Origin of the sequence: Nocardioides sp. NPDC004968, assembly GCF_040608935.1 — a bacterium.
Classification (GTDB): domain Bacteria; phylum Actinomycetota; class Actinomycetes; order Propionibacteriales; family Nocardioidaceae; genus Nocardioides.
This window is the reverse complement of record NZ_JBEXJF010000013.1, coordinates 88,962-111,727: the sequence shown is the minus strand read 5'-3', so window position 1 is coordinate 111,727 and position 22,766 is coordinate 88,962. Positions and strand designations below refer to the sequence as shown.

Annotated in this window: 24 protein-coding genes; 15 read left to right on the top strand and 9 right to left on the bottom strand. The window is 69.9% G+C overall.

Annotated features, from left to right (window positions below; genetic code table 11):
* Positions 1-88 precede the first annotated feature (88 nt).
* On the top strand, positions 89-811 hold the full coding sequence (locus ABZU72_RS15080; RefSeq protein ID WP_355019661.1) for a GntR family transcriptional regulator: 723 nt from the start codon (positions 89-91) through the stop codon (positions 809-811).
* The gene (locus tag ABZU72_RS15075) at positions 808-1,467 is read left to right on the top strand and encodes a cache domain-containing protein (protein WP_355019648.1); all 660 of its coding nucleotides are present in this window, start codon (positions 808-810) and stop codon (positions 1,465-1,467) included. The genes ABZU72_RS15080 and ABZU72_RS15075 overlap by 4 nt, the downstream gene beginning before the upstream one ends.
* Here the strand turns inward: ABZU72_RS15075 and ABZU72_RS15070 are convergent.
* On the bottom strand, positions 1,459-2,937 hold the full coding sequence (locus ABZU72_RS15070; RefSeq protein WP_355019647.1) for a DHA2 family efflux MFS transporter permease subunit: 1,479 nt from the start codon (positions 2,935-2,937) through the stop codon (positions 1,459-1,461). The two genes, ABZU72_RS15075 and ABZU72_RS15070, sit on opposite strands and share 9 nt — an antisense overlap.
* A gap of 87 nt (positions 2,938-3,024) precedes the next feature.
* Between ABZU72_RS15070 and ABZU72_RS15065 the strand changes: the two genes are divergently transcribed.
* From ABZU72_RS15065 to ABZU72_RS15045, 5 genes are all read left to right on the top strand, one after another.
* Entirely contained in the window at positions 3,025-3,438 is a 414-nt protein-coding gene (locus ABZU72_RS15065) for a DUF3151 domain-containing protein (RefSeq protein WP_355019646.1), read from the top strand.
* 95 nt (positions 3,439-3,533) lie between these two features.
* The gene (gene lysS, locus ABZU72_RS15060; protein ID WP_355019660.1) at positions 3,534-5,000 is read left to right on the top strand and encodes a lysine--tRNA ligase; all 1,467 of its coding nucleotides are present in this window, start codon (positions 3,534-3,536) and stop codon (positions 4,998-5,000) included.
* 186 nt (positions 5,001-5,186) lie between these two features.
* Positions 5,187-6,140 (top strand): helix-turn-helix transcriptional regulator, encoded by a 954-nt coding sequence (locus tag ABZU72_RS15055; RefSeq protein ID WP_355019645.1) that lies wholly within the window; start codon positions 5,187-5,189, stop codon positions 6,138-6,140.
* A gap of 157 nt (positions 6,141-6,297) precedes the next feature.
* On the top strand, positions 6,298-7,596 hold the full coding sequence (locus ABZU72_RS15050; RefSeq protein WP_355019644.1) for an adenylosuccinate synthase: 1,299 nt from the start codon (positions 6,298-6,300) through the stop codon (positions 7,594-7,596).
* 782 nt (positions 7,597-8,378) lie between these two features.
* Entirely contained in the window at positions 8,379-8,624 is a 246-nt protein-coding gene (locus ABZU72_RS15045) for a DUF559 domain-containing protein (RefSeq protein ID WP_355019643.1), read from the top strand.
* Positions 8,625-8,628: 4 nt separating this feature from the next.
* On the opposite strand, the gene ABZU72_RS15040 is transcribed toward ABZU72_RS15045, so the two are convergent.
* Genes ABZU72_RS15040 through ABZU72_RS15030 form a run of 3 tightly spaced genes read right to left on the bottom strand, consistent with a single transcriptional unit; the run spans position 8,629 to position 11,462 of the window.
* On the bottom strand, positions 8,629-8,913 hold the full coding sequence (locus tag ABZU72_RS15040; protein ID WP_355019642.1) for a hypothetical protein: 285 nt from the start codon (positions 8,911-8,913) through the stop codon (positions 8,629-8,631).
* Between the two features lie 22 nt (positions 8,914-8,935).
* A complete protein-coding gene (gene purD / locus ABZU72_RS15035; RefSeq protein ID WP_355019641.1) occupies positions 8,936-10,222 on the bottom strand; it encodes a phosphoribosylamine--glycine ligase in 1,287 nt (428 codons plus the stop codon).
* 25 nt (positions 10,223-10,247) lie between these two features.
* Positions 10,248-11,462, bottom strand: coding sequence for a DUF4032 domain-containing protein (locus ABZU72_RS15030; RefSeq protein ID WP_355019640.1), 1,215 nt, complete (start codon positions 11,460-11,462; stop codon positions 10,248-10,250).
* A 39-nt stretch (positions 11,463-11,501) separates the two neighbouring features.
* On the opposite strand from ABZU72_RS15030, the gene purB reads away from it, so the two are divergent.
* The 3 genes from purB to ABZU72_RS15015 are packed head-to-tail and all read left to right on the top strand — an operon-like array spanning position 11,502 to position 14,282.
* Entirely contained in the window at positions 11,502-12,932 is a 1,431-nt protein-coding gene (gene purB / locus ABZU72_RS15025; RefSeq protein ID WP_355019659.1) for an adenylosuccinate lyase, read from the top strand.
* 35 nt (positions 12,933-12,967) lie between these two features.
* Positions 12,968-13,342 (top strand): NUDIX domain-containing protein, encoded by a 375-nt coding sequence (locus ABZU72_RS15020; protein WP_355019639.1) that lies wholly within the window; start codon positions 12,968-12,970, stop codon positions 13,340-13,342.
* Positions 13,343-13,382: 40 nt separating this feature from the next.
* Positions 13,383-14,282, top strand: coding sequence for an oxygenase MpaB family protein (locus ABZU72_RS15015; protein ID WP_355019638.1), 900 nt, complete (start codon positions 13,383-13,385; stop codon positions 14,280-14,282).
* Here ABZU72_RS15015 and ABZU72_RS15010 read toward each other — a convergent pair.
* Complete coding sequence (locus tag ABZU72_RS15010; protein ID WP_355019637.1) at positions 14,269-14,586, bottom strand: antibiotic biosynthesis monooxygenase; 318 nt, start codon at positions 14,584-14,586, stop codon at positions 14,269-14,271. The two genes, ABZU72_RS15015 and ABZU72_RS15010, sit on opposite strands and share 14 nt — an antisense overlap.
* 58 nt (positions 14,587-14,644) lie before the next feature.
* On the opposite strand from ABZU72_RS15010, the gene ABZU72_RS15005 reads away from it, so the two are divergent.
* Positions 14,645-15,223, top strand: coding sequence for an antibiotic biosynthesis monooxygenase (locus ABZU72_RS15005; protein ID WP_355019636.1), 579 nt, complete (start codon positions 14,645-14,647; stop codon positions 15,221-15,223).
* Here the strand turns inward: ABZU72_RS15005 and ABZU72_RS15000 are convergent.
* Complete coding sequence (locus ABZU72_RS15000; RefSeq protein ID WP_355019635.1) at positions 15,220-15,552, bottom strand: transcriptional regulator; 333 nt, start codon at positions 15,550-15,552, stop codon at positions 15,220-15,222. The two genes, ABZU72_RS15005 and ABZU72_RS15000, sit on opposite strands and share 4 nt — an antisense overlap.
* Before the next feature lie 85 nt (positions 15,553-15,637).
* Between ABZU72_RS15000 and ABZU72_RS14995 the strand changes: the two genes are divergently transcribed.
* Positions 15,638-16,846 carry an MFS transporter gene (locus tag ABZU72_RS14995; protein WP_355019634.1) on the top strand — a complete coding sequence of 403 codons (1,209 nt, stop codon included), beginning with the start codon at positions 15,638-15,640 and terminating at the stop codon, positions 16,844-16,846.
* Positions 16,847-16,857: 11 nt separating this feature from the next.
* Here ABZU72_RS14995 and ABZU72_RS14990 read toward each other — a convergent pair whose 3' ends face one another.
* Together ABZU72_RS14990 and ABZU72_RS14985 are read right to left on the bottom strand one after the other, a co-directional pair.
* On the bottom strand, positions 16,858-17,457 hold the full coding sequence (locus ABZU72_RS14990; RefSeq protein ID WP_355019633.1) for a nucleoside deaminase: 600 nt from the start codon (positions 17,455-17,457) through the stop codon (positions 16,858-16,860).
* On the bottom strand, positions 17,457-18,053 hold the full coding sequence (locus ABZU72_RS14985) for a hypothetical protein (protein ID WP_355019632.1): 597 nt from the start codon (positions 18,051-18,053) through the stop codon (positions 17,457-17,459). Before ABZU72_RS14985 ends, ABZU72_RS14990 begins: the two co-directional genes overlap by 1 nt.
* A gap of 159 nt (positions 18,054-18,212) precedes the next feature.
* On the opposite strand from ABZU72_RS14985, the gene ABZU72_RS14980 reads away from it, so the two are divergent.
* Entirely contained in the window at positions 18,213-19,109 is an 897-nt protein-coding gene (locus ABZU72_RS14980; RefSeq protein ID WP_355019631.1) for a hypothetical protein, read from the top strand.
* Here the strand turns inward: ABZU72_RS14980 and ABZU72_RS14975 are convergent.
* On the bottom strand, positions 19,093-20,079 hold the full coding sequence (locus tag ABZU72_RS14975; RefSeq protein WP_355019630.1) for a sulfotransferase: 987 nt from the start codon (positions 20,077-20,079) through the stop codon (positions 19,093-19,095). The genes ABZU72_RS14980 and ABZU72_RS14975 overlap by 17 nt on opposite strands.
* Before the next feature lie 83 nt (positions 20,080-20,162).
* Here ABZU72_RS14975 and ABZU72_RS14970 point away from each other — a divergent pair, with 83 nt between their 5' ends.
* Positions 20,163-21,071, top strand: coding sequence for a phosphoribosylaminoimidazolesuccinocarboxamide synthase (locus tag ABZU72_RS14970; protein ID WP_355019629.1), 909 nt, complete (start codon positions 20,163-20,165; stop codon positions 21,069-21,071).
* A gap of 117 nt (positions 21,072-21,188) precedes the next feature.
* Positions 21,189-22,751 (top strand): long-chain fatty acid--CoA ligase, encoded by a 1,563-nt coding sequence (locus ABZU72_RS14965; protein ID WP_355019628.1) that lies wholly within the window; start codon positions 21,189-21,191, stop codon positions 22,749-22,751.
* Positions 22,752-22,766 lie beyond the last annotated feature (15 nt).

The window sequence follows — 22,766 nt, the reverse complement described above, 5'->3', positions numbered from 1 at the left end:
GAAGTTTCCGTGCGCATTCGAACAGATTCGAACAGATCTGAGGGCCGAATCATCTAGATCCATACATTAGGATTTCGGTGTGCGTGTGATGACCTCCCGAGCTCGCGCGGCAATCTTCGCCCCGATCGGCGACGAAGGCCGGGCTGCGCGCGTCGAGAACCGGCTCGCGGAGGCGATCCGCTCCGGCGTGCTCGCACACGGCGAGCGGCTCCCCAGCGAACCGGAACTGGCCCAGATGCTCGGCGTCGCGACGGTCACCGCACGGGAGGCATTGGTCGCGCTGCGCGCCAAGGGCCTGGTGGTGACGACACGGGGGCGGGGCGGTGGCTCGTTCGTACGTGCCCCCGAGAGCGGCGACCTCGTCGAGGAACGGCTCGCCTCGATGTCGCGGGTCGAGCTGCGTGACCGGGCCACGGTCTACCTGGTGGTGCTCACCGGCTGTGCGGAGATCGCGGCGGAGCGTACGGACCCTGACGAGGTCGAGGACCTGCGCGACCTGCTGATCCCGCTCAACGTCAGCGACGTGGCCCGCTGGCGTAGCGCCGACAGCGAGCTCTACCTGTCGGTGGCCGCGCTGACCCAGTCGGCCCGGATGACCCGCGAGGTGGTGCGTCAGGAGGCGGACTTCGGCGCGCTGCTCCGGATCCCGCTCAACGAGCCGGGGTTCCGGGAGGCCACGGCGACCCGCCACCAGGAGCTTGTCGAAGCCCTCGCAGCAGGAGATGCTGTCAGGGCACGGGAGAGCGTACGCGAGCACGTCGCCCACTCCCTTGAACGCTTGGCCGAGATCCATGAGGCGGTGCGACGATGACTAACACGATGACTCCCCTCGACTGTGTGGCTCAGGTCGAGCAGCATTTCGGGCCGATCGTGACCGAGCTCGAGCGCGTACGCAGCGAGGTGGCCGCCCTCTTCGAGTCCGGCCCGGTGACCACCGCATCCCTGCGGGAGCGGCTCGAGCCCGGCTCGCTGGAGTTCCTGCGCAACCCCGACCTCATCGGTGGTGGCTTCGTCGTGGCCCCGGGCGTGCTGAGCGACCGCCGGCTCTACCTCGTCTGGTGGCAGGGCGAGGAGCGTGACTTCCTCGGCGACGCCGATGCGCCGGGCACCGGCGAGGCGATCGACTACACCCGCCAGCCCTGGTATCGCTCGCCGGAACGCACCGGCGAGCTGACCCTCGTCGGGCCGTACGTCGACTTCGTCTGCACCGACGAGTACGTCATGACCACGACGATGCCCGTCTATGCCGGGGGCCGCATGGTCGGCGTCGCGGGGGCCGACACCCTGGTCGAGACGCTCGAGACGATGCTGCTGCCGGGGCTTCGTGAGGCCGGCGCGACGCTGGTCAACGGCCACGGCAAGGCGATCGTCTCCGCCGACCCGCAGCTGGCCACCGGCGCCCCGCTCACCACTGCCCGGGACATGATCCCGTGCCGCGGGCTGCCGCTCTCCGTCGCCTTAGGCTGACGGCTTCACCATGTGACGCGGCGTGGTGAAGAAGAGCACCGCCACGAAGCCGACCGCCAGCGCGACCGCCGGCAGCAGCATCACCTCGGACATCGCCTCGGCGAACTCCGTAGCCACTGCGGGCGGGACCGAGGAGCCCGCCACGGTCTCGTGGCCGCCCGCCAGCGATCCGCCGAGGCCGTGGGCGTTGAGGCGGAGGTCGATGAGCACGGCGACCGCGGCGGAGCCGATCACCGACCCGACCAGCCGGGTGGCGTTGTAGACCCCGGCGCCCGCGCCGGCCAGCCGCATCGGCACGTTGCGGGTGGCGGTCGCCGCGAGGGGCGCCCACACGGCGGCCGAGCCGAGGCCGAAGACGGCCATCGGCACCAGCAGCTGCCACAGCTGGGAGTCGACGGTCATCGGCACCGCGAGCCAGAAGAGCGAGACGGAGCAGAGGAAGAAGGCGACGCCGGTCAGCAGCCGCGGATGCATCCGGTCGCTCAGCCGGCCGACCAGCGGCGCGGCGAGGAGGGAGACCAGCGCCATCGGGACCATCAGCAGCGACGCCTCGAGCGCGGTGTAGCCGCGAACGAGCTGGGCGTACAGCATCAGCGGGAAGCCCTGCGCGACGGCCGCGAAGCCCATGCAGGAGATCGCCAGGCTGGAGACGGAGAAGTTACGGTCGGTGAAGATGGACAGCGGCACCAACGGCTCCTTGCGGTTGCGCGCCTGCCACCAGACGAAGAGCGCCATGATCGCGACGCCGCCGGCGACGAGCGCCCAGGTGACTGCGTCCCAGCCGCGCTGCTCGCCGTTCTGCAGGCCGAAGACCACGCAGAACATCCCGACGCCGCTGAGCGCCACGCCGAGCCAGTCGAAGACGTGCGCGTGGGTCTCCAGCGCGGGCACCATCAGCCAGTTGAGGACGATCGCGATGATGCCGATCGGCACGTTGACGAAGAAGATCCACTCCCAGCCGCCGATCGCGACCAGCGCCCCGCCCGCGAGCGGGCCGACGAGCGTCGCGATGCCCGCCGTCGCGCCCCACAGCGCCATCGCCGCGCCCCGCCGCTCGGCCGGGAAGATCCGGGTGATGGTCGCCATCGTCTGCGGCGTCATCATCGCCGCGCCGAGACCCTGCACCGCCCGCGCGGCCACCAGCGACTCGATGCTGCCGGCGAGCCCGCACCACAGCGACGAGGCCGTGAAGACCGCCAGGCCGGCGATGTAGATCCACTTGGGCCCGAAGCGGTCACCGAGCCTGCCCATGATCAGGACCGGCACGGCGTAGGCCAGCAGATAGGCGCTGGTCACCCACAGCACCGCGTTGGCGCTCGCGTCGAGCTCGGCCATGATGTCCGGCGTCGCGACGGTCACGATCGTCATGTCGACCAGCAGCATGAAGAAGCCGATGCACAGCGCGAACAGCGCCCGCCACGGGTGCTCCGTCGTCTGCGCTGAGGTCGTCTGCGTCACGGGCTGGGTCATGGCCACAGTCAACACCCGCGCGCCGACATCTCCCTGATCGGTCTGCCCGGGGAAAGACGGTCGGTGGCTGCGGGCACAATGGTGCGTATGACCCACCAGGACCTGATGGCCGGACCGCCGCCGACCCACCTCCCCGCCGACCCCGCGACCGACGAGCTGGCCGCCGGCACCGACCCCGCCGAGGTCGTACGCCGCCACCCCGCCTCGCCCTCTGCCTGGGCCGCTCTCGCCACGGCCGCCAAGGAGACCGGCGCCGAGGACGTGACCATCTACGCCTACGCCCGCGTCGGCTACCACCGCTCGCTCGACATGCTGCGCCGCAACGGCTGGAAGGGCCACGGCCCGGTGCCGTGGGAGCACGAGCCCAACCGCGGCTTCCTGACCAGCCTTGCCCTTCTCGCCGAGCAGGCCAAGGCGATCGGCGAGACAGAGGAGTGGGAGCGCTGCAGCGAGTTCCTGCGCGACAGCAGCCCGACGGCGTACGACACGCTTCTGGGGTGAATACCGAATCGCGTCGGACCAGCGATTTCGCCTAGCCTTGACCCGTGACTGAGCAGACCACCAACGCGCCCGCTGAGCCCAGTGATGGGCCTGACCTGAACGAGCAGATGATCGTTCGGCGCGAGAAGCGCGAGCGCCTGCTGGCCGAGGGCAAGAAGGCGTACGCCATCGGGGTCGGCCGCACCCACACGCTCGCCGAGGTGCGCGAGGCCTACGAGGACAAGCTCGAGGCCGGTGACGAGACCCAGGACGTGGTCACCGTTGCCGGTCGGGTCATGTTCGTCCGTAACACCGGCAAGCTCGCGTTCGCGACGCTGCAGGAGGGCATCGGCACCCGGCTCCAGGTGATGCTCTCGCTCGCCGAGGTGGGGGAGGAGTCGCTCGCGGAGTGGAAGAGCCTGGTCGACCTCGGTGACCACGTCGCCGTGACCGGCCGGGTGATCTCCTCGCGGCGCGGCGAGCTCTCCATCATGGCCTCGAGCTGGGAGATGGCGTCCAAGGCGCTGCGGCCCCTGCCGGTGCTCCACAAGGACCTCTCCGAGGAGGCCCGGGTCCGGCAGCGTTACGCCGACCTGATCGTGCGCCAGGAGGCGCGCGACATGGTGCGTACGCGCGCGAAGATCACCCAGGCGATCCGCCGCCGTCTCGAGGACGACGGCTACCTCGAGGTCGAGACGCCGGTCCTCCAGCTCATCCACGGTGGTGCGCACGCGCGGCCGTTCAAGACCCACATGAACGCGTTCGACCAGCCGATGACCCTGCGCATCGCGCTCGAGCTCAACCTCAAGAAGGCGGTCGTCGGCGGCGTCGACAAGGTCTACGAGATCGGCCGGATCTTCCGCAACGAGGGCGTCGACTCCACGCACAGCCCCGAGTTCACGATGATCGAGGCCTACCAGGCCTACGGCGACCAGTTCACGATCGCCGAGGAGATGCGGCAGATGTACCTCGCCGCCGCCGACGCGGTCGGCTCGCGCCAGGTCGAGACCGACGCCGGGGTCATCGACCTCGACGGCGAGTGGAAGTGGCTGCCGGTCTACGAGGGCGTCTCCGAGGCCGTCGGTGTCGAGGTCACCCCCGACACCGACGTCGACACGCTCAAGGCGCTCGCCGACAAGCACGACGTCGAGCTCGACCCGGCCTGGGACGCGGCCAAGATCGTCATGGAGCTGTGCGGCGAGCTGGTCGAGCCCCACCTGATCCAGCCGACCTTCCTGTGCGACTTCCCGGCGATCGCCCAGCCGCTGGCGCGGATCAACGACGAGGAGCCGGGCAAGGTGCTCGCCTGGGACCTGATCATCGGCGGTGTCGAGCGCGGCACCGGGTTCACCGAGCTGATCGACCCGGTCGTGCAGCGCGAGGTCCTCACCGCCCAGTCCCTCCTCGCCGCCGGCGGCGACCCCGAGGCGATGCAGCTCGACGAGGACTTCCTGCGCGCGCTGGAGTACGGCGCCCCGCCGATGGGTGGTCTCGGGCTCGGCCTGGACCGGGCGATCATGCTCTTCACCGGTGCCGGGATCCGCGAAACGATCCTCTTCCCCTTGTTGAAGCCCGAGGCCTGACGCGGCGGCTTGTCCCTTCGTCAAGGCGGTGTCCTGAGCCTGTCGAAGGGTATGCAGCCGAAGGCACGCTTCTCCTGCGGAGCTCCGCAGGAGAAGCGAGACCTCGTCTGCATACCTTGATCAAGGCCCACCTCCGTACCTGAGACTAAAGTGCCGGGTATGGAGAACGGCCGGTCGGAAACGTTGATGACCGCGCTCGGGTTCGACCCGGGCGCGGCTCAGCTCTACAGCCGCCTCCTTCCGCTCACCGGGTGGCCGTGCATGGTGGTGGCGGCGACGCTGTCCACCTCCGAGGAGGAGCTGAAGGAGGAGGCCGCGCCGCTGGTCGAGAGCGGTGTCGTCTCCATCGGCGAGACCTTGACCGTGCTCAGCCCGACCGCCGTGGTCGCCCACATGCTGGAGCGGGCCGCGACCAGAGCCCAGGACGCCCACGACCATCTGCTGAAGATCTCCCAGTCGGTCCCGTACGTCGCAGGCACCGCCGCACGCCTCCCGGCCCAGATCGGCGAGGAGCACCCGATCGAGGGCGAGGTGATCGCGACCGAGTTCACGCCGGAGACCTTCGAGCGGCTGGTCTCGACCACATCGGGCGACATGATGTGGCTGCGCCCGGCGGTGACCGTGCATCCCTCGGAGATGCGGTTCATCTCGGTCATCGAGTCCACGATCAAGTCGGGTCGCCGGTGTCGTGGGATCTACCCGGTGGCCGCCCTGAAGCAGGCGCCCGACGTGCTGCGGATGCGGATCGAGATCGGTGAGGAGATCCGGATCCTGCCGCGCGTCGGCACCCACCTGATGGTGGTCGGCAGCACGCACGCGATGTTCCCCGACCCGCTCGGCCCGGTGGAGCAGCCGATGATCAACGTACGCCAGCGGGGCATCGTCGAGGTGGTGACCAGCTACTTCGAGGAGCTGTGGCGCCGCGCCCTCCCGGCGGCCGAGCTCGAGGACCTGCCGAACGCCGAGCGCCGCCTCTTGCTCGCCGAGCTGGCCAGCGGAGCCCAGGACGAGCAGATCGCCCGGAGGCTGGGAGTCTCGCTGCGTACGGTCCGGCGACGGGTCGCCGAACTGCTCGAGGAGCTCGGTGCGACCTCACGGTTCGAGGCGGGTGTAGAGGCCGCCCGGCGAGCCTGGCTGTGACGTACGCGCCTGAATTTGCTAGCGTGTGGTCGCAAGAGCCCTGGTCTTGCCAGGGTTTTTTGCATTTGTAGATGGATCCAACACACACGAGATATTGGTGCGTTGAGCAGCCGGGCACGCCCGGAGGGACTCCGTCCGGAGCGAAGGAGCGACACACATGCCCGCGATCACGATCATCGGTGCCCAATGGGGCGACGAAGGCAAGGGCAAGGCGACCGACCTGCTCGGTGAGCACGTCGACTACGTCGTCAAGTTCAACGGCGGCAACAACGCCGGCCACACCGTCGTCATTCGCCAAGAAGACGGGCAGAGCGAGAAGTACGCCCTCCACCTGCTGCCCAGCGGCATCCTGACCGCCGGCGTGACGCCGGTGATCGGCAACGGCGTGGTCGTCGACCTCGCGGTCCTCTTCGAGGAGCTGACCGGTCTGGAGGCGCGCGGCGTCGACATCTCCAAGCTGAAGCTGTCCGCCAGCGCCCACGTCATCGCCGACTACAACCGCCAGCTCGACAAGGTCACCGAGCGCTTCCTCGGCTCGCGCAAGATCGGCACCACCGGCCGCGGGATCGGCCCGACCTACGCCGACAAGGTCAACCGCATCGGCATCCGCGTCCAGGACCTCTTCGACGAGTCGATCCTGCGCGGCAAGGTCGAGGGCGCCCTGGAGCTGAAGAACCAGCTGCTCTCGAAGGTCTACAACCGTCGTGGCTTCACCGTCGACGCGGTCGTCGAGGATCTGCTGTCCTACGCGGACCGGATCGCGCCGATGGTCTGCGACACCGGCCTGCTGCTCAACCAGGCGCTCGACCGGGGCGAGACCGTGCTGCTCGAGGGCGGCCAGGCGACCCTGCTCGACGTCGACCACGGCACCTACCCGTTCGTGACCTCCTCCAACGCCACCTCGGGCGGCGCCTGCACCGGCTCCGGCATCCCGCCGACCCGGATCGACCGCGTCGTCGCGATCGTGAAGGCCTACACCACCCGTGTGGGCGAGGGGCCGTTCCCGACCGAGCTCTTCGACCCGTCCGGCGACTACCTGCGCGACAACGGCCACGAGTTCGGCACGACCACCGGACGCCCGCGCCGCTGTGGTTGGTACGACGCGGTCATCGCCCGCTACGCCGCCCGCGTCAACGGCGTCACCGACTTCGTCCTCACCAAGCTCGACGTGCTCGACGGCCTCGAGGAGATCCCGGTGTGCGTGGCGTACGACGTCGACGGTGTCCGCCACGACGAGATGCCGGTCAACCAGTCCGACTTCCACCACGCCAAGCCCATCTTCGAGATGCTGCCGGGCTGGAAGGAAGACATCTCGGGCGCGCGGTCGTTCGCCGACCTCCCGGCCAACGCTCAGGCGTACGTGAAGTACGTCGAGGAGATCTCCGGCGCCCCGATGTCGGTCATCGGCGTCGGCCCGGCCCGCGACGAGACCGTCATCATCAACTCGCTGACCTGACGTTGTGAAGCTGAGAGTGGCCTATAGGTCACTCTCAGCTTCACAACTCGTGGTTATCCACAACCTCCACCTGTTGCTGTTGCCCGGCGTGGCCGGGTGGGTTGGGGTAGCAACCATGGGGAGCGGAGTTGGACGCTGGCGAGGCGTTGCTGATGAGCAGGGTGGACTGATCACTCGCGCGCAGTTGGCCGAGGCGGGTATGACCCGTTGGAGCGTGGCGCACAGGATCGAGTCGGAGCGGTGGCAGCTGTTGTCGCCGACCGTGATCGCGACGACGACCGGGGAGCTCAGTGACGAGCAGCGGATCTGGCATGCGGTCCTGCACGCCGGTGACGGTGCGATGGCCGGAGGACTCACGGCGGCGACGCTCGCCGGCCTGAAGAACTGGCACCGGGACGAGGTCACGGTCCTCGTTCCGTACGCACGTGGGCGGCCCAGCCCGCTCTCCGACGTTCGCTTTGTCAGGATCCGGCGATCGCTGCGTGAGGTGGGTTCACCGCCTCGGTGTCGCATCGAGCCGGCGGTTCTCCTCTTCGCGGCCGCCGATCGGTCAGAGCGGACGGCTCAGGGGGTGCTCGCGGCCGTGATCCAGCAACAGCTGGCCAGCCCTGAGGATCTGCTCGAGTGGTTGGAGAGGCTGGCTCCGCTGAGACGCGCCGCGACGTTGCGGCGGGCGATCGAGGACATCGGGGGAGGCGCTCAGTCGCTGGCGGAGATGGACGTCAAACGCATGTGCCGGAGTTTCGGCTTGGCGAAACCCACGCGCCAGGTGAAGCGCAGAGATGCCGACGGACGGACCCGCTACACCGACTGCGAGTGGCAGCTCCCGGAACGGACGCACTCTAGTGCTCGAGGTGGACGGCGGCTTCCACATGGAGGCCGAGCACTGGGAGGACGACCTGGCAAGGCAACGTGCCTTGGCAGCAACCGACCGCATCATCGTCAGGTGCACAGCCCGCGAACTGCGTGATGAGCCGGAGCGGGTGGCTCGGGACCTGCTGGCGCTGGGAGTGCCAGCCGCGGCGTGAGAGGTCAGGTCACCGAACGGCGGATGGTGACGCGTCCGGCCTTCAGGTCGACCCCGTAGGGCGGGTCGTCGCCGTCGGGCGAGGGGACCACGTGAACGACGTTGTCCTGCTCCTCGAGGTCGCGCGCGGCGCGGGCGTTGCCCGGGTCGAAGACGTCGATGAAGTTGCCGAGACCGTCGCCGATCCCGGACGAGACGCCGCGGCGCGAGGAGCGCAGGGCCTTGTGGCAGGCCGCGATGATCAGGCCGAGCACGACAACGACTGCGACGCCGAACACGACCCAGGTCATGCTCGGCAGGGTACGCCGATGCTCAAAGCAGCGAGGCGCCCTCGACGACGCCGAGCGGCTCGGCCGCGATGTCGGAGCGCCGCTGAAGACCGTCGAAGCTGACGAGGTCGGCAGCTGCGTACGCCCTCGAGCGCGCGTCGTCGATGTCGTAGCCCTTCGCGCGGACCGCCAGCACCCGGCCTCCCGCGGTGACCAGGTGGCGGTGGTCGGGCTCCTCGGGAGTGGAGGCGTCGACGATCGCCGTGCCGGCGTGGATCACGTCCACGTCGTTGATCGAGTTGGCGTTGCCGGCGCCGGTGATGACGTCGCCCTTCGAGGACGACTCCGGGTAGCCGGCCGAGGCCAGCACGACGGTCACCGAGGCACCGTCGGAGAACGTCGGCGCCTCGACTGTGTCCAGCGCACCCGTGGCCGCCGCGAGGAGCAGGTCGCCGAGGGAGGACTCCAGAAGAGCGAGGACCGGCTGGATGTCGGGGTCACCGAAGCGGCAGTTGAACTCGATCACCTTCGGACCCTTGGCGGTCAGCGAGAGCCCGACGTAGAGGCACCCGACGAAGGGAGCGCCGCGCTTCTCCATCTCGACCAGGGTCGGCTGGACGACGGTCGTCAGCACGACGTCGGCCAGGTCCGGCTGCGCCCACGGCAGCGGCGAGTAGGCACCCATCCCGCCGGTGTTGCCGCCCTTGCCGCCGTCGAAGATCCGCTTGAAGTCCTGCGCCGGCTGCAGCGCGTAGGCCCGCGTGCCGTCGCAGATCGCGAACAGCGAGACCTCGGGGCCGTCGAGGAACTCCTCGATGACGACCCGCTCGCACGCGGCCGCGTGGGCCAGCGCCTCCTCGCGGTCACGCGTCACGACGACACCCTTGCCCGCGGCGAGAGCGTCGTCCTTGACGACGTACGGAGCGCCGAACTCGTCCAGCGCGGCGGCAGCCTCCTCCGGCGTGGTCGCCACCCGCGAGCCCGCGGTCGGCACGCCGGCCACCGACATCACGTCCTTGGAGAACGCCTTCGAACCCTCGAGCTGCGCGGCAGCCTCCGACGGTCCGAAGACCGGGATCCCCGCCTCACGGACCGCGTCGGCCACCCCGGCCACCAGCGGCGCCTCGGGCCCGACGACGACCAGATCGGCGCCCAGCTCGCCGGCCAGGGAGGCGATCGCGGGACCGGACATGATGTCCACGTCCCGGAGCGTGGCGAACTCTGCGATCCCCGGGTTCCCGGGCGCGGCGTACACCTCGTTCCCTTCCTGGGAGAGCTTCAGAGCGAGCGCGTGCTCACGACCACCGGTGCCGACGACGAGGATCTTCACGTGGCCACCTTATGACGGGCCCGGCTCACTCCTCGCCGGGCGGGGTGACGGCCTCGTCGGGCCGGTGCTGGATGACGTCCTCGTAGTAGGACTCGGCGGCGTTGATGAGCTTGACCCACTCGCCGGCGAACTGGGAGAGCACCCAGCGGTGCTCGAGGATCTCGTGGAACATCTGCGCCGGGGTGAGCTTGGCGGCGGCGCCGGGCGGGCGCATCGCGACGATGGGCTCGTAGACCTCGCGCAGCCAGCGGCTCGCCGCGACCTCGATCGGCCGGTCGCCGAGGTCGCGGGTGGCGCGGAAGGCGGAGATGTCGTTGAGGATCCGCCGTGCCTGGGCGTCCTGGACGTCCAGCCCGGTCAGCGTACGCAGCTCGCGGCGGTGGTGGCCGAGCTCGACCACCCGCGGGCGGAGCGCGACGGTGTCGCCGTCCTCGCTGGTGGTGATGTCGAGCTCCTCGACGTCGAAGCCGAGGTCGTGGAGGCGCTCGATGCGCTGCTCGATGTGCCACATCTCCTCGGCGGAGAAGACCTGCTCCTCGGTGAGCTCACGCCACAGCGCGTCGTAGCGGCTCTGCAGCCGCTCGACGATCGCGTCGATCGGGAAGGCCTCGGGCAGGGACTCGCTCGCCTGCAGGTCGAGCAGCTCGCCGTAGATGTTCTGGTAGGCGACCTCGAGGTCGTACTCCCGCAACCGGTCGGAGAGCTCCGGCTTCAGCTCCCCGGTCTCGGCATCGACCAGGTAGGCCGCGAACCCGTTCGCGTCGCGCACGAACAGGACGTTCGACAAGGACACGTCGCCCCAGTAGAAGCCGGCCAGGTGGAGGCGTACGAGCAGGACGACGAGGGCGTCGATCAGGCTGGGGAGCCGGTCGGCGGCCAGGCCCCGCTCGAACAGCGCGCGGTAGGGGAGCGAGTAGGTGAGGTGCTCGGTCATCAGCGCGGCGCCGAGGTCGTTGCCGTCGCGGTCCTTGCGACCCGTGACGACGCTCTTGGCGACCACGGTCGGCAGGCCGAGGCGCTGCAGCTCGCGCAGCATGTTGTATTCCCGCCGGGCGATGTCGGCCTGGGTCTCCTTGACCGCGTAGATGTTGTTGCGCACCCGCACGATGCGTACGACATGGCGACTCAGCCCGCGGGCCAGCGGCACCACGACATCATCCGGCCAGTCCTCCAGGGGGAGTGACCAGGGCAGGGTGTAGATCGCCGGATCGGGCCGGCTGGCGAGGATCCGCAAGGCCATACCGCCACGTTAGTGGGGGTGGGCACGGAGCATGGGAGAATATCCGCCGTGACTGTGGTGCCCAACGTTCTCGCCAACCGCTATGCCGCGGCCGACCTCGCCGGGATCTGGAGTCCCGAGCACAAGATCGTCCTGGAGCGTCAGCTCTGGATCGCGGTGCTCAAGGCCCAGAAGGATCTCGGCATCGACGTCCCCGACGGGGTGGTGGAGGCGTACGAGAAGGTCGTCGAGGACGTCGACCTCGACTCGATCGCCGCGCGCGAGCGGGTGACTCGCCACGACGTGAAGGCGCGGATCGAGGAGTTCGCCGCGCTGGCCGGTCACGAGCACATCCACAAGGGCATGACCTCGCGGGACCTCACCGAGAACGTCGAGCAGCTCCAGGTGCTCTCCTCGCTGAAGGTGATCCGCGACCGTGCCGTCGCGACGCTGGCCCGCCTGGCGCGGCTCGCGGCCGAGCACGAGACCACCGTCATGGCCGGTCGGTCGCACAACGTCGCTGCCCAGGCGACGACGCTCGGCAAGCGGTTCGCGACGGTCGCCGACGAGATGCTGGTCGGGCTCCAGCGGGTCGAGGAGCTCATCGCCCGCTACCCGCTGCGCGGGATCAAGGGTCCGATGGGCACGGCGCAGGACATGCTCGATCTGCTCGACGGTGACGCCGACAAGCTGGCCGCGCTCGAGGAGCGGGTCGCGTCCCACCTCGGCTTCGAGAACGTCTTCACCAGCGTCGGCCAGGTCTACCCGCGCTCCCTCGACTTCGACGCGGTCTCGGCGCTGGTCCAGCTGGTCTCCGGCCCCTCCAACCTCTCGACCACGATCCGGCTGATGGCCGGCAACGAGCTGGTCACCGAGGGTTTCAAGGAGGGCCAGGTCGGCTCCTCCGCGATGCCTCACAAGATGAACTCGCGCTCCACCGAGCGGGTCAACGGCCTCTCGGTGGTGCTCCGCGGCTACCTCTCGATGATCTCCGAGCTGGCCGGCGACCAGTGGAACGAGGGCGACGTCTCCGACTCCGTCGTGCGTCGCGTCGCGCTCCCGGACGCGTTCTTCGCCGCCGACGGCCTCTTCCAGACCTTCCTGACCGTGCTCGACGAGTTCGGCGCGTTCCCGGCCGTGATCCAGCGCGAGCTCGACCGCTACCTGCCGTTCCTGGCGACCACCAAGGTGCTGATGGCCGCCGTCCGCAACGGTGTCGGCCGCGAGGAGGCGCACGAGGCGATCAAGGAGGCCGCCGTCGGCACCGCGCTCTCGATGCGCAAGGGCCAGGCCGAGAACGACGTCTTCGCCAAGCTGGGCGCCGACTCCCGTCTCGGGCTGACCGAGGACCAGATCCAGTCGCTGGTCGCCGAGCCGATCGAGTTCACCGGTGCCGCCGTCGCGCAGGTCCAGGAGGTCGTACGCCGGGTGGAGGCCGTCACCGCCCGCCACCCGGAGGCCGCCGCCTACGCGCCGGGGGAGATCCTCTGAGCCCGAACGCCGGGCCGGTCATCACCGTCGCGGCCGTGGTCTTCCGTGACGGTGACGGGCGGATGCTGACCGTCCGCAAGAACGGCACGGCGAAGTTCATGCTCCCCGGCGGAAAGCTGGAGCCGGGGGAGTCGGCCGCGGAGGCGGCCGTCCGCGAGGTGGCGGAGGAGCTCGGCGTACGGCTTCGGGTCGAGGACCTGGCGCTGCTCGGCGAGTTCGAGGCTGACGCCGCCAACGAGCCGGGCCACCTGGTGCGCTCGACGGTCTTCACCTGGCCCGGCGAGGTCGCCCCGGACGCCGCTGCCGAGATCGCGGAGCTGCGCTGGGCGGCGCTCGCCGAGATCACCGACGGAGCCGACTTCGCCCCGCTGACGAGGGAGTACGTCGTCCCCGCCCTCGAGCCCGCCTGAACCCTCGCGGCCGGCCGCGGCGCGGTGTCAGACTGTCGGTGTGCCCGGGTACTTCGCCGCCGACTCGATGGTCGTCCGTGCCATGCGTCAGCGGGTCGTCGGGCTGAGCTGGGGACAGCGGGCCCTGGTGATCGGCGGCCTGCACCCACGGCTCTTCGTCGGCACCGCGCAGCACACGGCGCACCGGGCGACGCCCTACACGCGGCTCGCGCTGACCGCTCGGTTGATGGAGACGGTCTTCCTCGGCACCAAGGAGGAGGCCGACCGGGCGCTCGCGTTCACGGCGAGGCGGCACGTGCCCGTCGCGGGGACGATGGAGGTCCCCGGCGGCCCCGCGCATCCCGAGGGGTCGCCCTACTCGGCCGCCGACCCCGGGCTGATGTGGTGGACGGCGGCGTTCGCGCTCGACTCCGTCGAGTTCATGTACGACGCCCTGGTCCGCCCGCTCCGCCCGGACGAACGCGAGGAGCTCTTCGACGGGTTCGTGACCTGGGCCGGTCTCTTCGGCATGCCGGCCTCGGCCGCGCCCGCCTCCTATCCCGACTTCCGCCGCCGCTTCGACGCCTGGCTCGCCTCGGACGAGCCGTATCTCGTGGACGAGGCGCGCCTGGTCGGCCGCCACATCGCCGGCACCGCCGGCTACCACCTCCCTGGCGGGCCGCCGACCTCCGAGACGCTCCGGACCGTCGTCCAGGGCAGCCTCCCGGCAGTCGTCCGCGAGCACTACGGCATCCCGTGGTCGGCGGCTGCCGAGAGGAGATGGCGGTCCGTACGCACCGCCAGCCGTCTCGCCCACGGCCGCCTCTCGCTCCTCGGGCCCACGCCGTTGCTGCGCGGGCGGAGCGAGCACTTCTACGAGGTCGTCCAGCAGGGTGAGCAGGCGTTGGTGCGCCGAGGAGGCGTCAGCATCCCCGGCGTCTCCGACGTCAGGCGGGCTTGACTTCCAGCACGACCTCGAACTCCAACAGGTCGGCGCCGGTGGCGACCGGCTTGCGCGGCGCCTCGCCCGGCGGCGTCGCGTGCGCGGCCCGGGCATCCCCGTCGCGCCAGGCCGCGAAGGACTCCTCGGAGTCCCAGTGGGTGACGACGAAGTAGCGATCGTCGCCGGCGACCGGCCGCAGCAGCTGGAAGCCGAGGAACCCCGGTGACTTCTCGACCGCCCCGGCCCGCGCCGCGAACCGCTTCTCGAGCTCCGCACCCGCCTCGGCCGGCACCTGGATTGCATTGATCTTCACCACAGTCATGCCGCAAACGTATGCGACGGCTGGGGAGGTGGCGTACGGGCCTGCGACGATGGATCGCATGTCCGACCCGGTAACCGTGACCATCGCCCGTCGAGTCTCCGTGGAGCGTCGCGACGAGATGGTCGCCTGGATGCAGGCGGGGATCCGGCTGGCCAGCGAGTTCCCCGGCTTCCTCGGAGCGGGCTGGGTGCGGCCGTCACCGGACTCCGACCAGTGGCACCTGCTCTACCGCTTCGACTCCCACGAGACCCTGGGCAGCTGGGACAACAGCCGACAGCGCGGCTGGTGGCTGGGTGCGGGGGAGCCGTTCGTCGAGGAGACCCGGATCGAGCGGCGTACCGGCATCGAGGGCTGGTTCGACCCGCCGAGCACGTACGACGTCGAGCAGGTCTCCGGGGTCGCGACCGCCCCGCCGCGGTGGAAGCAGACGATCACGATCTTCCTGATGTTCTTCCCGGTCAGCCTGCTCGCCAACTGGGTGCTCGGGCCGGTCGTCGGGGAGTGGGCGCTGCCGCTGAAGGTGCTCGGGGTGATGGTCGTGACGCTGCCGTTCATGACGTACTTCGGGCTGCCGTGGATCACCCGCAACATGGAGTGGTTCCTGCACGGCCGCCCGGCGCCCTGGCGCCGAGGTTAGGGCTTCTGGCCGCCGTCATCGGCGGAGAGCACCGAGTCGAGGAGCCCGGGGAACCGCGCGTCGAGGTCCTCGCGGCGCAGCGAGAGGCGCCGGGCGCGCCCGTTGGCCTCGTTGCGGACCACGCCCGACGTACGCAGCACCTTCATCAGGTGCGACTTGGTCGACTTCGGCACGTCCGGGTTGCTCAGGTGGCACTCCGCCATGTCGAGAGGTCCGTCGACCAGCTGGCGGGCGATCGCCAGGCGCTCGGGGTCGCTGAGCGCGAAGAGCACGGTCGTCAGCGAGATCTCCGACCGCTCGGGATGCGGGAGGTCCGGGGAAGAACTCATGGTTCGATAATAGTTGCACAGTCAGCGGAAGGCACGTACTCTCCCTAAAAGGTTCGAAAAAATTCGAACGATGGATGGAGTGGTGATGTCGGCAGACGTAGTGAGCGGTACGACGACGGACGCCGTCGTCGGGCGGCGACTCGGCGCGGGGGTGGCCCTCGGGGCGGTGGTGCTGATGATGGCCGGGGCCAGCGCGCCCTCGCCTTTCTATCCCGACCTCCAGGTGGGCCTGGGGCTCGAGCCGTGGGTGATGACGGCTGTCTTCGCCGTCTATGCCGTCGCTCTGCTGGGCACCCTGCTCGTCTTCGGCTCGGTCTCCGACCACGTCGGTCGGCGTCCGGTGGTGACCATCGGGTTCCTCCTGCTGGCGGCCAGCTTCGCGCTCTTCCAGGGCGCCGAGACCGCCGCCGTCCTCTTCGAGGCGCGGATCCTGCAGGGGGTCGCGAGCGGCCTGCTGCTCTCGACGCTCTCGGCCGCCATCGCAGACTTCGAGCGGCCCTCGCGGCCGGGCTCCGCGGCGGTGGTCAACGCCGTCGCTCCGATGGTCGGACTGGCGATCGGCGCCATCGTCGCCGGCGTGGTCCTGCAGGTGGCGGCGGACGCGCAGCTCATCGTGTTCGACGCCCTCGTCGTGCTCTCCCTCCTCCTCGCGGCCGGCGTGTGGCTGGTCCCCGAGACCGCGCCCCGTCACGAAGGCCTGCTCGCCTCGCTGCGTCCGCGGATCGCCGTCCCGCCGGCCATTCGGGGCCTGCTCAGCCGCAGCGCCCCGGCGATCTTCGCCGGCTGGGCGACCGGTGGGCTCTTCCTCTCCCTCGGTGCCGCGATCGTACGCACGGAGCTGGGCGCCAGCAGCCATGTCCTCCAGGGGCTCGCGATCGGTGCCCTCGCCGGGTCCGGGGCGGTGGCGGCGTACCTCTTCCGGAACCGCTCGGCCCGGGCGACGACGCTCTACGGCACGGCCGCGCTGGCCGGCGGCACGGTGCTGAGCCTGCTCGCGCTCCCGACCGGCTCGGCGGCGGCGTACCTCGTCGCCGTGGTCGTCGCGGGCTCGGGCTTCGGGACCGCCTTCTTCGGCATCCTGCGCTCGATCATGCCGCTGCTGCCGGCCCACGAGCGGGCGGAGGTCTTCGCGGTGATCTTCATCGTGTCCTACCTCGCCTTCGGCATCCCGGCGGTCGTCGCCGGGCTGCTGACGCCGCAGATCGGTCTCACGACCACGACCTATGTCTACGGCGCCGTCGTCGCGGTGCTCTCAGCAGTGGCCGGGTTGCTGCGCTGGCGCAGCGGGGACTGACAGGGCCCTGGTCAGGGGTGCGCGATCGCGCCGCCACCCTTCCTCTCCTGGTACGTCGCCGAGAGCTCGTCGTAGGTCCGGGTGATCCGGGCGAGCTGCTCGGGGTCGGCGAGCGGGCCGAGCCCGGTGCTGACGAAGTAGGCGTTGGCGCGGTTGTAGAGGTCTCGCCCCGGGGCGACCTCGTCGCGATCAGGGTCCGGGACGGCGTAGACGCCCTTCAGGATCGCCAGGTCGTAGGGGATCGCGAAGGAGTCGGCCGAGTCCTGGTGGCTGAAGAGATAGGCGAACTCGGGGAACCCTGACCAGGCGATCCCCGACAGGCACAGCGAGCACGGCTCGTGGGTCGCCAGCAGCAGGCAGTCGGCGGGAGCCGGCCGGTCCGCGGCCGGCAGCTCGAAGAAGCGCTTGATGGCATGGATCTCGCCGTGCCACAGCGGGTTCTCGGTCTCGTTGTTGGTCTCGGCGACCACCGTCGAGAGGTCCGCGCGGCGCACGATCGCGGCGCCGAAGATCTTGTTTCCCGCTTCCACGCCGGCACGGGTCAGCGGGACGATCTCCTGCTCGATCACATCCAGCAGGCGGCGTACGTCCGCCTCGTCGGTCAGGTCCATCAGACCAGGGCCTCGCCGCCGTGGGTGGCGAGCTTGCGGGCGACCTCGGCGAGGTCGGCGCGCCAGATCTCCTCGGGGCCGGGCGGGAGGATGTCGTCCCAGTCGGGCGAGAAGCTGCCGCGTACGGAGAGCAGGTCCTTCGGGCGGGCCAGGAACCACATGTGCAGGTGCTCGGCACCGTCGCCGATCCGCATCGCGTGGCAGCGGGCGATGTTTGGCAGGCTCTCCACGATCCTGGCGAGCCGCACCGTGAGAACCCCGAACTCGGCCGCCTGGTGCTCGTCGAGGTCGGGCAGGTCGTAGTGCTCGAGCGGCTCCAGGATCAGCACCAGCGGCAGCCCGGACTGCTCCAGGTGCTTCACCCGCCAGCTCTCGTCCTGCCAGATCACGCCCGGCAGGTCGGTGCCGCACAGGTTGCAGTCCACACCGTCCTCGCCGCTGCGCGGCTCCTCGGGAGCCGGGGGAGCGAGAGGCTTGGGGGCGATCTCGCCGTCGCGGACGACCCACGGGAAGACGTCCCACTCGGTCACCCTCGGAGCGGGCAGGTCACCGCCGGCCTGGACGCGGGCGTAGATCTGATCAGCTGTCTCGGCCATGGCTCGAACGATGCCACAGCGGGCGGAGATGTAACACGCTGTTCGTAGGACTAACCGGTCGTTCCAGTAGGGCGAGTAGTCCTACGAACGACGTGTTACATCAAGTGGCGCCGCGGCGTGGATCCTTAGGCGAGTGAGTGACTTGACTAAGATGACTCTATGACCACCGGTGTGCTTCCGTCCCTCCCGTCCTACGACGGCGCCGAGCTCGTGATCCCGGCGCCGGGCGACGGTCCGGGCAACTGGGCCGGCGCTTCGAGCGCGGTCCTGGTCGACGGGGTCTTCTGGCTGACCTGGAGAAACCGGCGCCCGCTCTCGGACGGCCGCGGGGTGACGGTCACCGTCGCCCGGTCGACCGACGGGGTGCGGTTCGAGACCGTGACCGAGGTCCACCGCGACCAGTTCGGCTGCGAGTCGCTGGAGCGGCCGGTGCTGGTGCCGCTGCCCGAGGGCGGCTGGCGGCTCTACCTCTCCTGCGCCACCTGGGACTCCAAGCACTGGTGGGTCGACAGCCTCACCGCCGACACCGTAGCCGGGCTCCCCGAGGGAAACCGCCAGGTCGTCCACCCCGGCAGCGACACCGTCGCGGTCAAGGACCCGGTGATCGCGATCGACCCGGTGACCCAGACCTGGCAGATGTGGCTGTGCTGCCACCCGCTCACCGAGCCCGGCCACGAGGACCGGATGACGACCCGCTATCTCACCTCGACCGACGGCCTGGAGTGGCACGACGACGGCGAGGTCCTCGCCGGACGTCCGGGCCGGTGGGACGCCCGCGGGGCCCGGGTCACCACGGTCGTCTCCCACGACCCGCTCGTCGTCCTCTATGACGGCCGCGCCGACGCCGCGTCCAACTGGTACGAGACCACCGGCGTCGCCCGCTGGGACGGCACCCGTCTGGTCGCCGACCCCGATGCGGCCCCGGTCGCCAGCCCCCACTCCGACGGCGCCTTCCGCTACGCCAGCGCGGTGGCGTTGCCCGACGGCCGGATCCGCTACTACGTGGAGGCCGCCCGTGAGGACGGCGCCCACGACCTGATCACGCTGATTCGCTGAGGTTCTCCGCCAGTCTCGCGCGCTCCTGGAACGATCCCCGGCTCGAGGTGGAGAGCCAGTCGGAGAAGTCCTGTCCGCTCACCTTGGTGAGCAGCTCGATGTCCTCGGCGAAGGCGGGCAGCAGCTGCTCGCGCTGCTCCGGGGTCAGCCGGGGCCGGTGGTGGTCGCCCGGTCCTGCCAGCTGGCGCAGCAACGGCGGGTAGCTCCTGCGCCAGACCTCCGGCGGCGCGAACTGGGCGAGCCAGGCGCCGCCCCTGACCACGGGGCCGAGCACCTTCGGGCGCCAGCCGGGTTCGACGTACGTCCTGCTGTTGTCCTTCGGGATGTGACCGACATGGCCCTGCTCGATGCCGAGGAAGCGGCAGGCGCGGTCGACGGTCGCGGCGGGCTCGTCGACGATGTCGCGGTAGCGCACCACCAGCACGCGGTCCTCGCCGACCAGCCCGTAGAGGTGGTCGAGCTGCCGGCCGTAGAGCCCCAGCTCGCGGTAGCGCCAGAACGGTGCCCAGCCGTCGTGGGCGCGCCGGTCCTGGAGCCGGAACGCCGTGGGGAAGTCGGCGACCGGCTCCAGCCCGTCGCACCACAGATGCATCCAGTTGGAGTAGGCGCGGTCGATCGGGTCGCGCACGACGGCGATCAGCTTCACGTCCGGAAGCTCCTGGGCGATCCGCCGCTGGGCGCTGGTGGAGTAGAGGTAGAACGGCGTGCTCTCACCTCTGATCGCGTGCTCGGGGGCGGCGGCGAAGAGCCGGTCGTAGTCCGTACGCCGCCAGACCCACTCCTGCTGGGAGTGCTTGTCGCCGGGGCCGCGCCAGTGCGGCGGCGGAGCGTCGTCGCAGAGCCAGTACTTCGGCTCCTTCGGTGTCGTGGCGAACACCTGCGGGTGCCTCGCCAGTGCCGAGTGCAGTGCCGTGGTCCCTGCTTTCGGTGCCCCGATGATCAAGAAGTCTGGCTGTGGTCGTCGCTCCATGGGCGGCCCTTCCGCTTAAATCGCTCGAAACAGTCTACTTAAGCGAGAAACGGTTCAGGAGGACTATCTCTTAGGCTGATCCCGTGGCTGAACTCAACATCCCGCCGGCGCCGGCGATCCCGGGCGCGAAGCACCTCCACTCCGGCAAGGTGCGCGACCTCTACGAGCTGGAGGAGGGTCCGTACGCCGGTCAGCTCCTGATGGTCGCCAGCGACCGCATCTCGGCCTTCGACCACGTCTTCGACACGGTCATCCCGGACAAGGGCGAGATCCTCACCCGGCTGTCGCTGTGGTGGTTCGAGCAGTTCGAGGACCTGGTGCCGACCCATGTGCTCTCGACCGACGTCCCTGCGGCCGTCGAAGGTCGGGCGGTGGTCGCCCAGAAGCTCCACATGCTGCCCGTCGAGTGCGTTGCGCGCGGCTACCTGACCGGGTCGGGTCTGCGCGAGTACGAGGCCACCGGCGAGGTCTGCGGCATCCGGCTGCCGGCCGGTCTGGTCGACGGCTCCCGGCTCACCCCGCCGATCTTCACCCCGGCCACGAAGGCGGAGCTCGGCGACCACGACGAGAACGTCACCTACGAATACATCTCCAAGCTGATCGGCGAGGACGACGCCGCCGCGGTGCGCCGGCTGACCCTGGCGGTCTACCAGCGCGCCGACGAGATCGCCCGCGGCTGTGGCCTCATCCTGGCCGACACGAAGTTCGAGTTCGGCGTACGCCAGGACGACCTGGGCATCCGCACCATCGTGCTCGCCGACGAGGTGCTCACCCCGGACTCCTCCCGCTACTGGGACGCGAGCCAGTGGCACCCCGGCGCCGCGATCCCCAGCTTCGACAAGGACGTGATCCGGCGCTGGCTGCTCTCGCCCGAGTCCGGCTGGGACCGCGCCGCCGGTGGTCCGCCGCCGGAGCTGCCCGAGGAGATCGTCGCGCGCACGCGGGCGAAGTACGTCGAGGCGTACGAGAAGCTCACCGGCCACCGCTTCTGATAGAACGCCAGGCAAAGTTTCAGGGACACGTGTCGCAGTAAAAACCGAGACCGTGTTCCGCGAGAAGCTACGCACGGGTAGGTTGTGACGCGTAACACGCACACCACTGGAGGCCATGTGTCCACGTACAACCTCGCTTCGCTGCTCGAAGACTCCGCGGCGAACTATCCCGAGCGCACCGCGATCGTGCTGGGAGACATCCGTCTGAACTACGCCCAGATCAACGGTGCCGCCAACCAGGTCGCGAACCTGCTGGCGAGCAAGGGCATCGGTGCTGGTGACCGGGTCGCTCTGATGAGCCCGAACCTGCCCTACTTCACGATGGTCTACTTCGGCATCCTCAAGGCTGGCGCCACCGTCGTGCCGCTCAACGTGCTGCTCAAGGGGCGCGAGGTGGCCTACCACCTCAAGGACTCCGACGCGAAGGCCCTCTTCGCCTTCGAGGGCACCCCGGAGCTCGCCATCGGCGCCGAGGCGCACGCCGGCGCGCAGGAGGCCGGGGTCGAGAACCTCTTCCTGATCACCGCCGACCCGACCGCCGCGTCGCCGATCGAGGGCGTGACCACGCTCGGCCAGGGCATCGGGACCCAGCCGCCGACCTTCGAGACCGTGGCCACCGACGAGGACGACACCGCGGTCATCCTCTACACCTCCGGCACCACCGGGCAGCCCAAGGGCGCCGAGCTGCGTCACCGCAACATGCGCGACAACGCGCTGGCCGGCGCCGACCTCTTCGGTGCCTCGGCCGAGCAGCCCGACACCTATCTCGCCGTGCTGCCCCTCTTCCACGCCTTCGGCCAGACCGTGGTGCAGAACGGCGCGATCGCCTTCGGTGGCACCGTCGTGCTGCTGCCCCGCTTCGACGCCGCGGCCGCGCTGGCGACGATGCTCAAGGAGAGTGTCACCTTCTTCGCCGGCGTGCCGACGATGTACTGGGGCCTGCTCGGTGCCCTCTCCGAGGACACCGACGTGGCCACGCTCGCCAAGAACCTGCGTGTCGCCGCCGCCGGTGGCTCGGCCCTCCCGGTCGAGATCCACAAGGAGTTCGAGAAGCGCTTCGGCGTGACCATCCTCGAGGGCTACGGCCTCTCCGAGACCTCGCCGGTGGCGTCGTTCTCGCTCTACGGCCAGCCGGTGCGTCCGGGCTCGATCGGCGTCCCGATCCCGGGTGTCGAGATGCGCCTGATCGACCCGGCGTCGTGGGACGACGTCGAGTGGACCGCCGACGCGATCGGCGAGATCGCGATCAAGGGCCACAACATCTTCAAGGGCTACTACAACCGCCCCGAGGCCACCGCCGAGGTGCTCACCTCGGAGGGCTGGTTCCGCTCGGGCGACCTCGCCAAGCGCGACGAGGACGGGTGGTACTACATCGTCGACCGCGCCAAGGAGCTCATCATCCGCGGCGGCTTCAATGTCTACCCGCGTGAGATCGAAGAGGTCCTGCTGACCCATCCTTCGGTTTCTCTCGCTGCGGTGATCGGCGTCCCGCACGACTCGCACGGTGAGGAGATCAAGGCGGTCCTCGTGCTCAAGCCCGGCGCCTCCGCGACCTCCGAGGAGATCGTCGCCTGGAGCAAGGAGCAGATGGCGGCCTACAAGTACCCGCGCATCGTCGAGATCGTCGACGCCCTCCCGATGACCGCCACCGGCAAGATCCTCAAGCGCGAGCTCAAGTAAGGGATTTCGTACGCC

Excerpts from the sequence above, each read along its gene's own strand:
- ABZU72_RS15065 (WP_355019646.1), top strand. The coding sequence starts at position 3,025 with ATGACCCACCAGGACCTGATGGCCGGACCGCCGCCGACCCACCTCCCC.
- ABZU72_RS14975 (WP_355019630.1), bottom strand. The coding sequence starts at position 20,079 with ATGGAGCGACGACCACAGCCAGACTTCTTGATCATCGGGGCACCGAAA.
- ABZU72_RS15050 (WP_355019644.1), top strand. The coding sequence starts at position 6,298 with ATGCCCGCGATCACGATCATCGGTGCCCAATGGGGCGACGAAGGCAAG.
- ABZU72_RS15010 (WP_355019637.1), bottom strand. The coding sequence starts at position 14,586 with ATGACTGTGGTGAAGATCAATGCAATCCAGGTGCCGGCCGAGGCGGGT.
- ABZU72_RS15045 (WP_355019643.1), top strand. The coding sequence starts at position 8,379 with ATGCCGACGGACGGACCCGCTACACCGACTGCGAGTGGCAGCTCCCGG.
- ABZU72_RS15000 (WP_355019635.1), bottom strand. The coding sequence starts at position 15,552 with ATGAGTTCTTCCCCGGACCTCCCGCATCCCGAGCGGTCGGAGATCTCG.
- ABZU72_RS15005 (WP_355019636.1), top strand. The coding sequence starts at position 14,645 with ATGTCCGACCCGGTAACCGTGACCATCGCCCGTCGAGTCTCCGTGGAG.
- ABZU72_RS15075 (WP_355019648.1), top strand. The coding sequence starts at position 808 with ATGACTAACACGATGACTCCCCTCGACTGTGTGGCTCAGGTCGAGCAG.
- ABZU72_RS15040 (WP_355019642.1), bottom strand. The coding sequence starts at position 8,913 with ATGACCTGGGTCGTGTTCGGCGTCGCAGTCGTTGTCGTGCTCGGCCTG.
- ABZU72_RS14990 (WP_355019633.1), bottom strand. The coding sequence starts at position 17,457 with ATGGACCTGACCGACGAGGCGGACGTACGCCGCCTGCTGGATGTGATC.
- ABZU72_RS15080 (WP_355019661.1), top strand. The coding sequence starts at position 89 with ATGACCTCCCGAGCTCGCGCGGCAATCTTCGCCCCGATCGGCGACGAA.
- ABZU72_RS15070 (WP_355019647.1), bottom strand. The coding sequence starts at position 2,937 with ATGACCCAGCCCGTGACGCAGACGACCTCAGCGCAGACGACGGAGCAC.
- ABZU72_RS15055 (WP_355019645.1), top strand. The coding sequence starts at position 5,187 with ATGACCGCGCTCGGGTTCGACCCGGGCGCGGCTCAGCTCTACAGCCGC.
- ABZU72_RS14980 (WP_355019631.1), top strand. The coding sequence starts at position 18,213 with ATGACCACCGGTGTGCTTCCGTCCCTCCCGTCCTACGACGGCGCCGAG.
- ABZU72_RS15030 (WP_355019640.1), bottom strand. The coding sequence starts at position 11,462 with ATGGCCTTGCGGATCCTCGCCAGCCGGCCCGATCCGGCGATCTACACC.
- ABZU72_RS14985 (WP_355019632.1), bottom strand. The coding sequence starts at position 18,053 with ATGGCCGAGACAGCTGATCAGATCTACGCCCGCGTCCAGGCCGGCGGT.
- ABZU72_RS14995 (WP_355019634.1), top strand. The coding sequence starts at position 15,638 with ATGTCGGCAGACGTAGTGAGCGGTACGACGACGGACGCCGTCGTCGGG.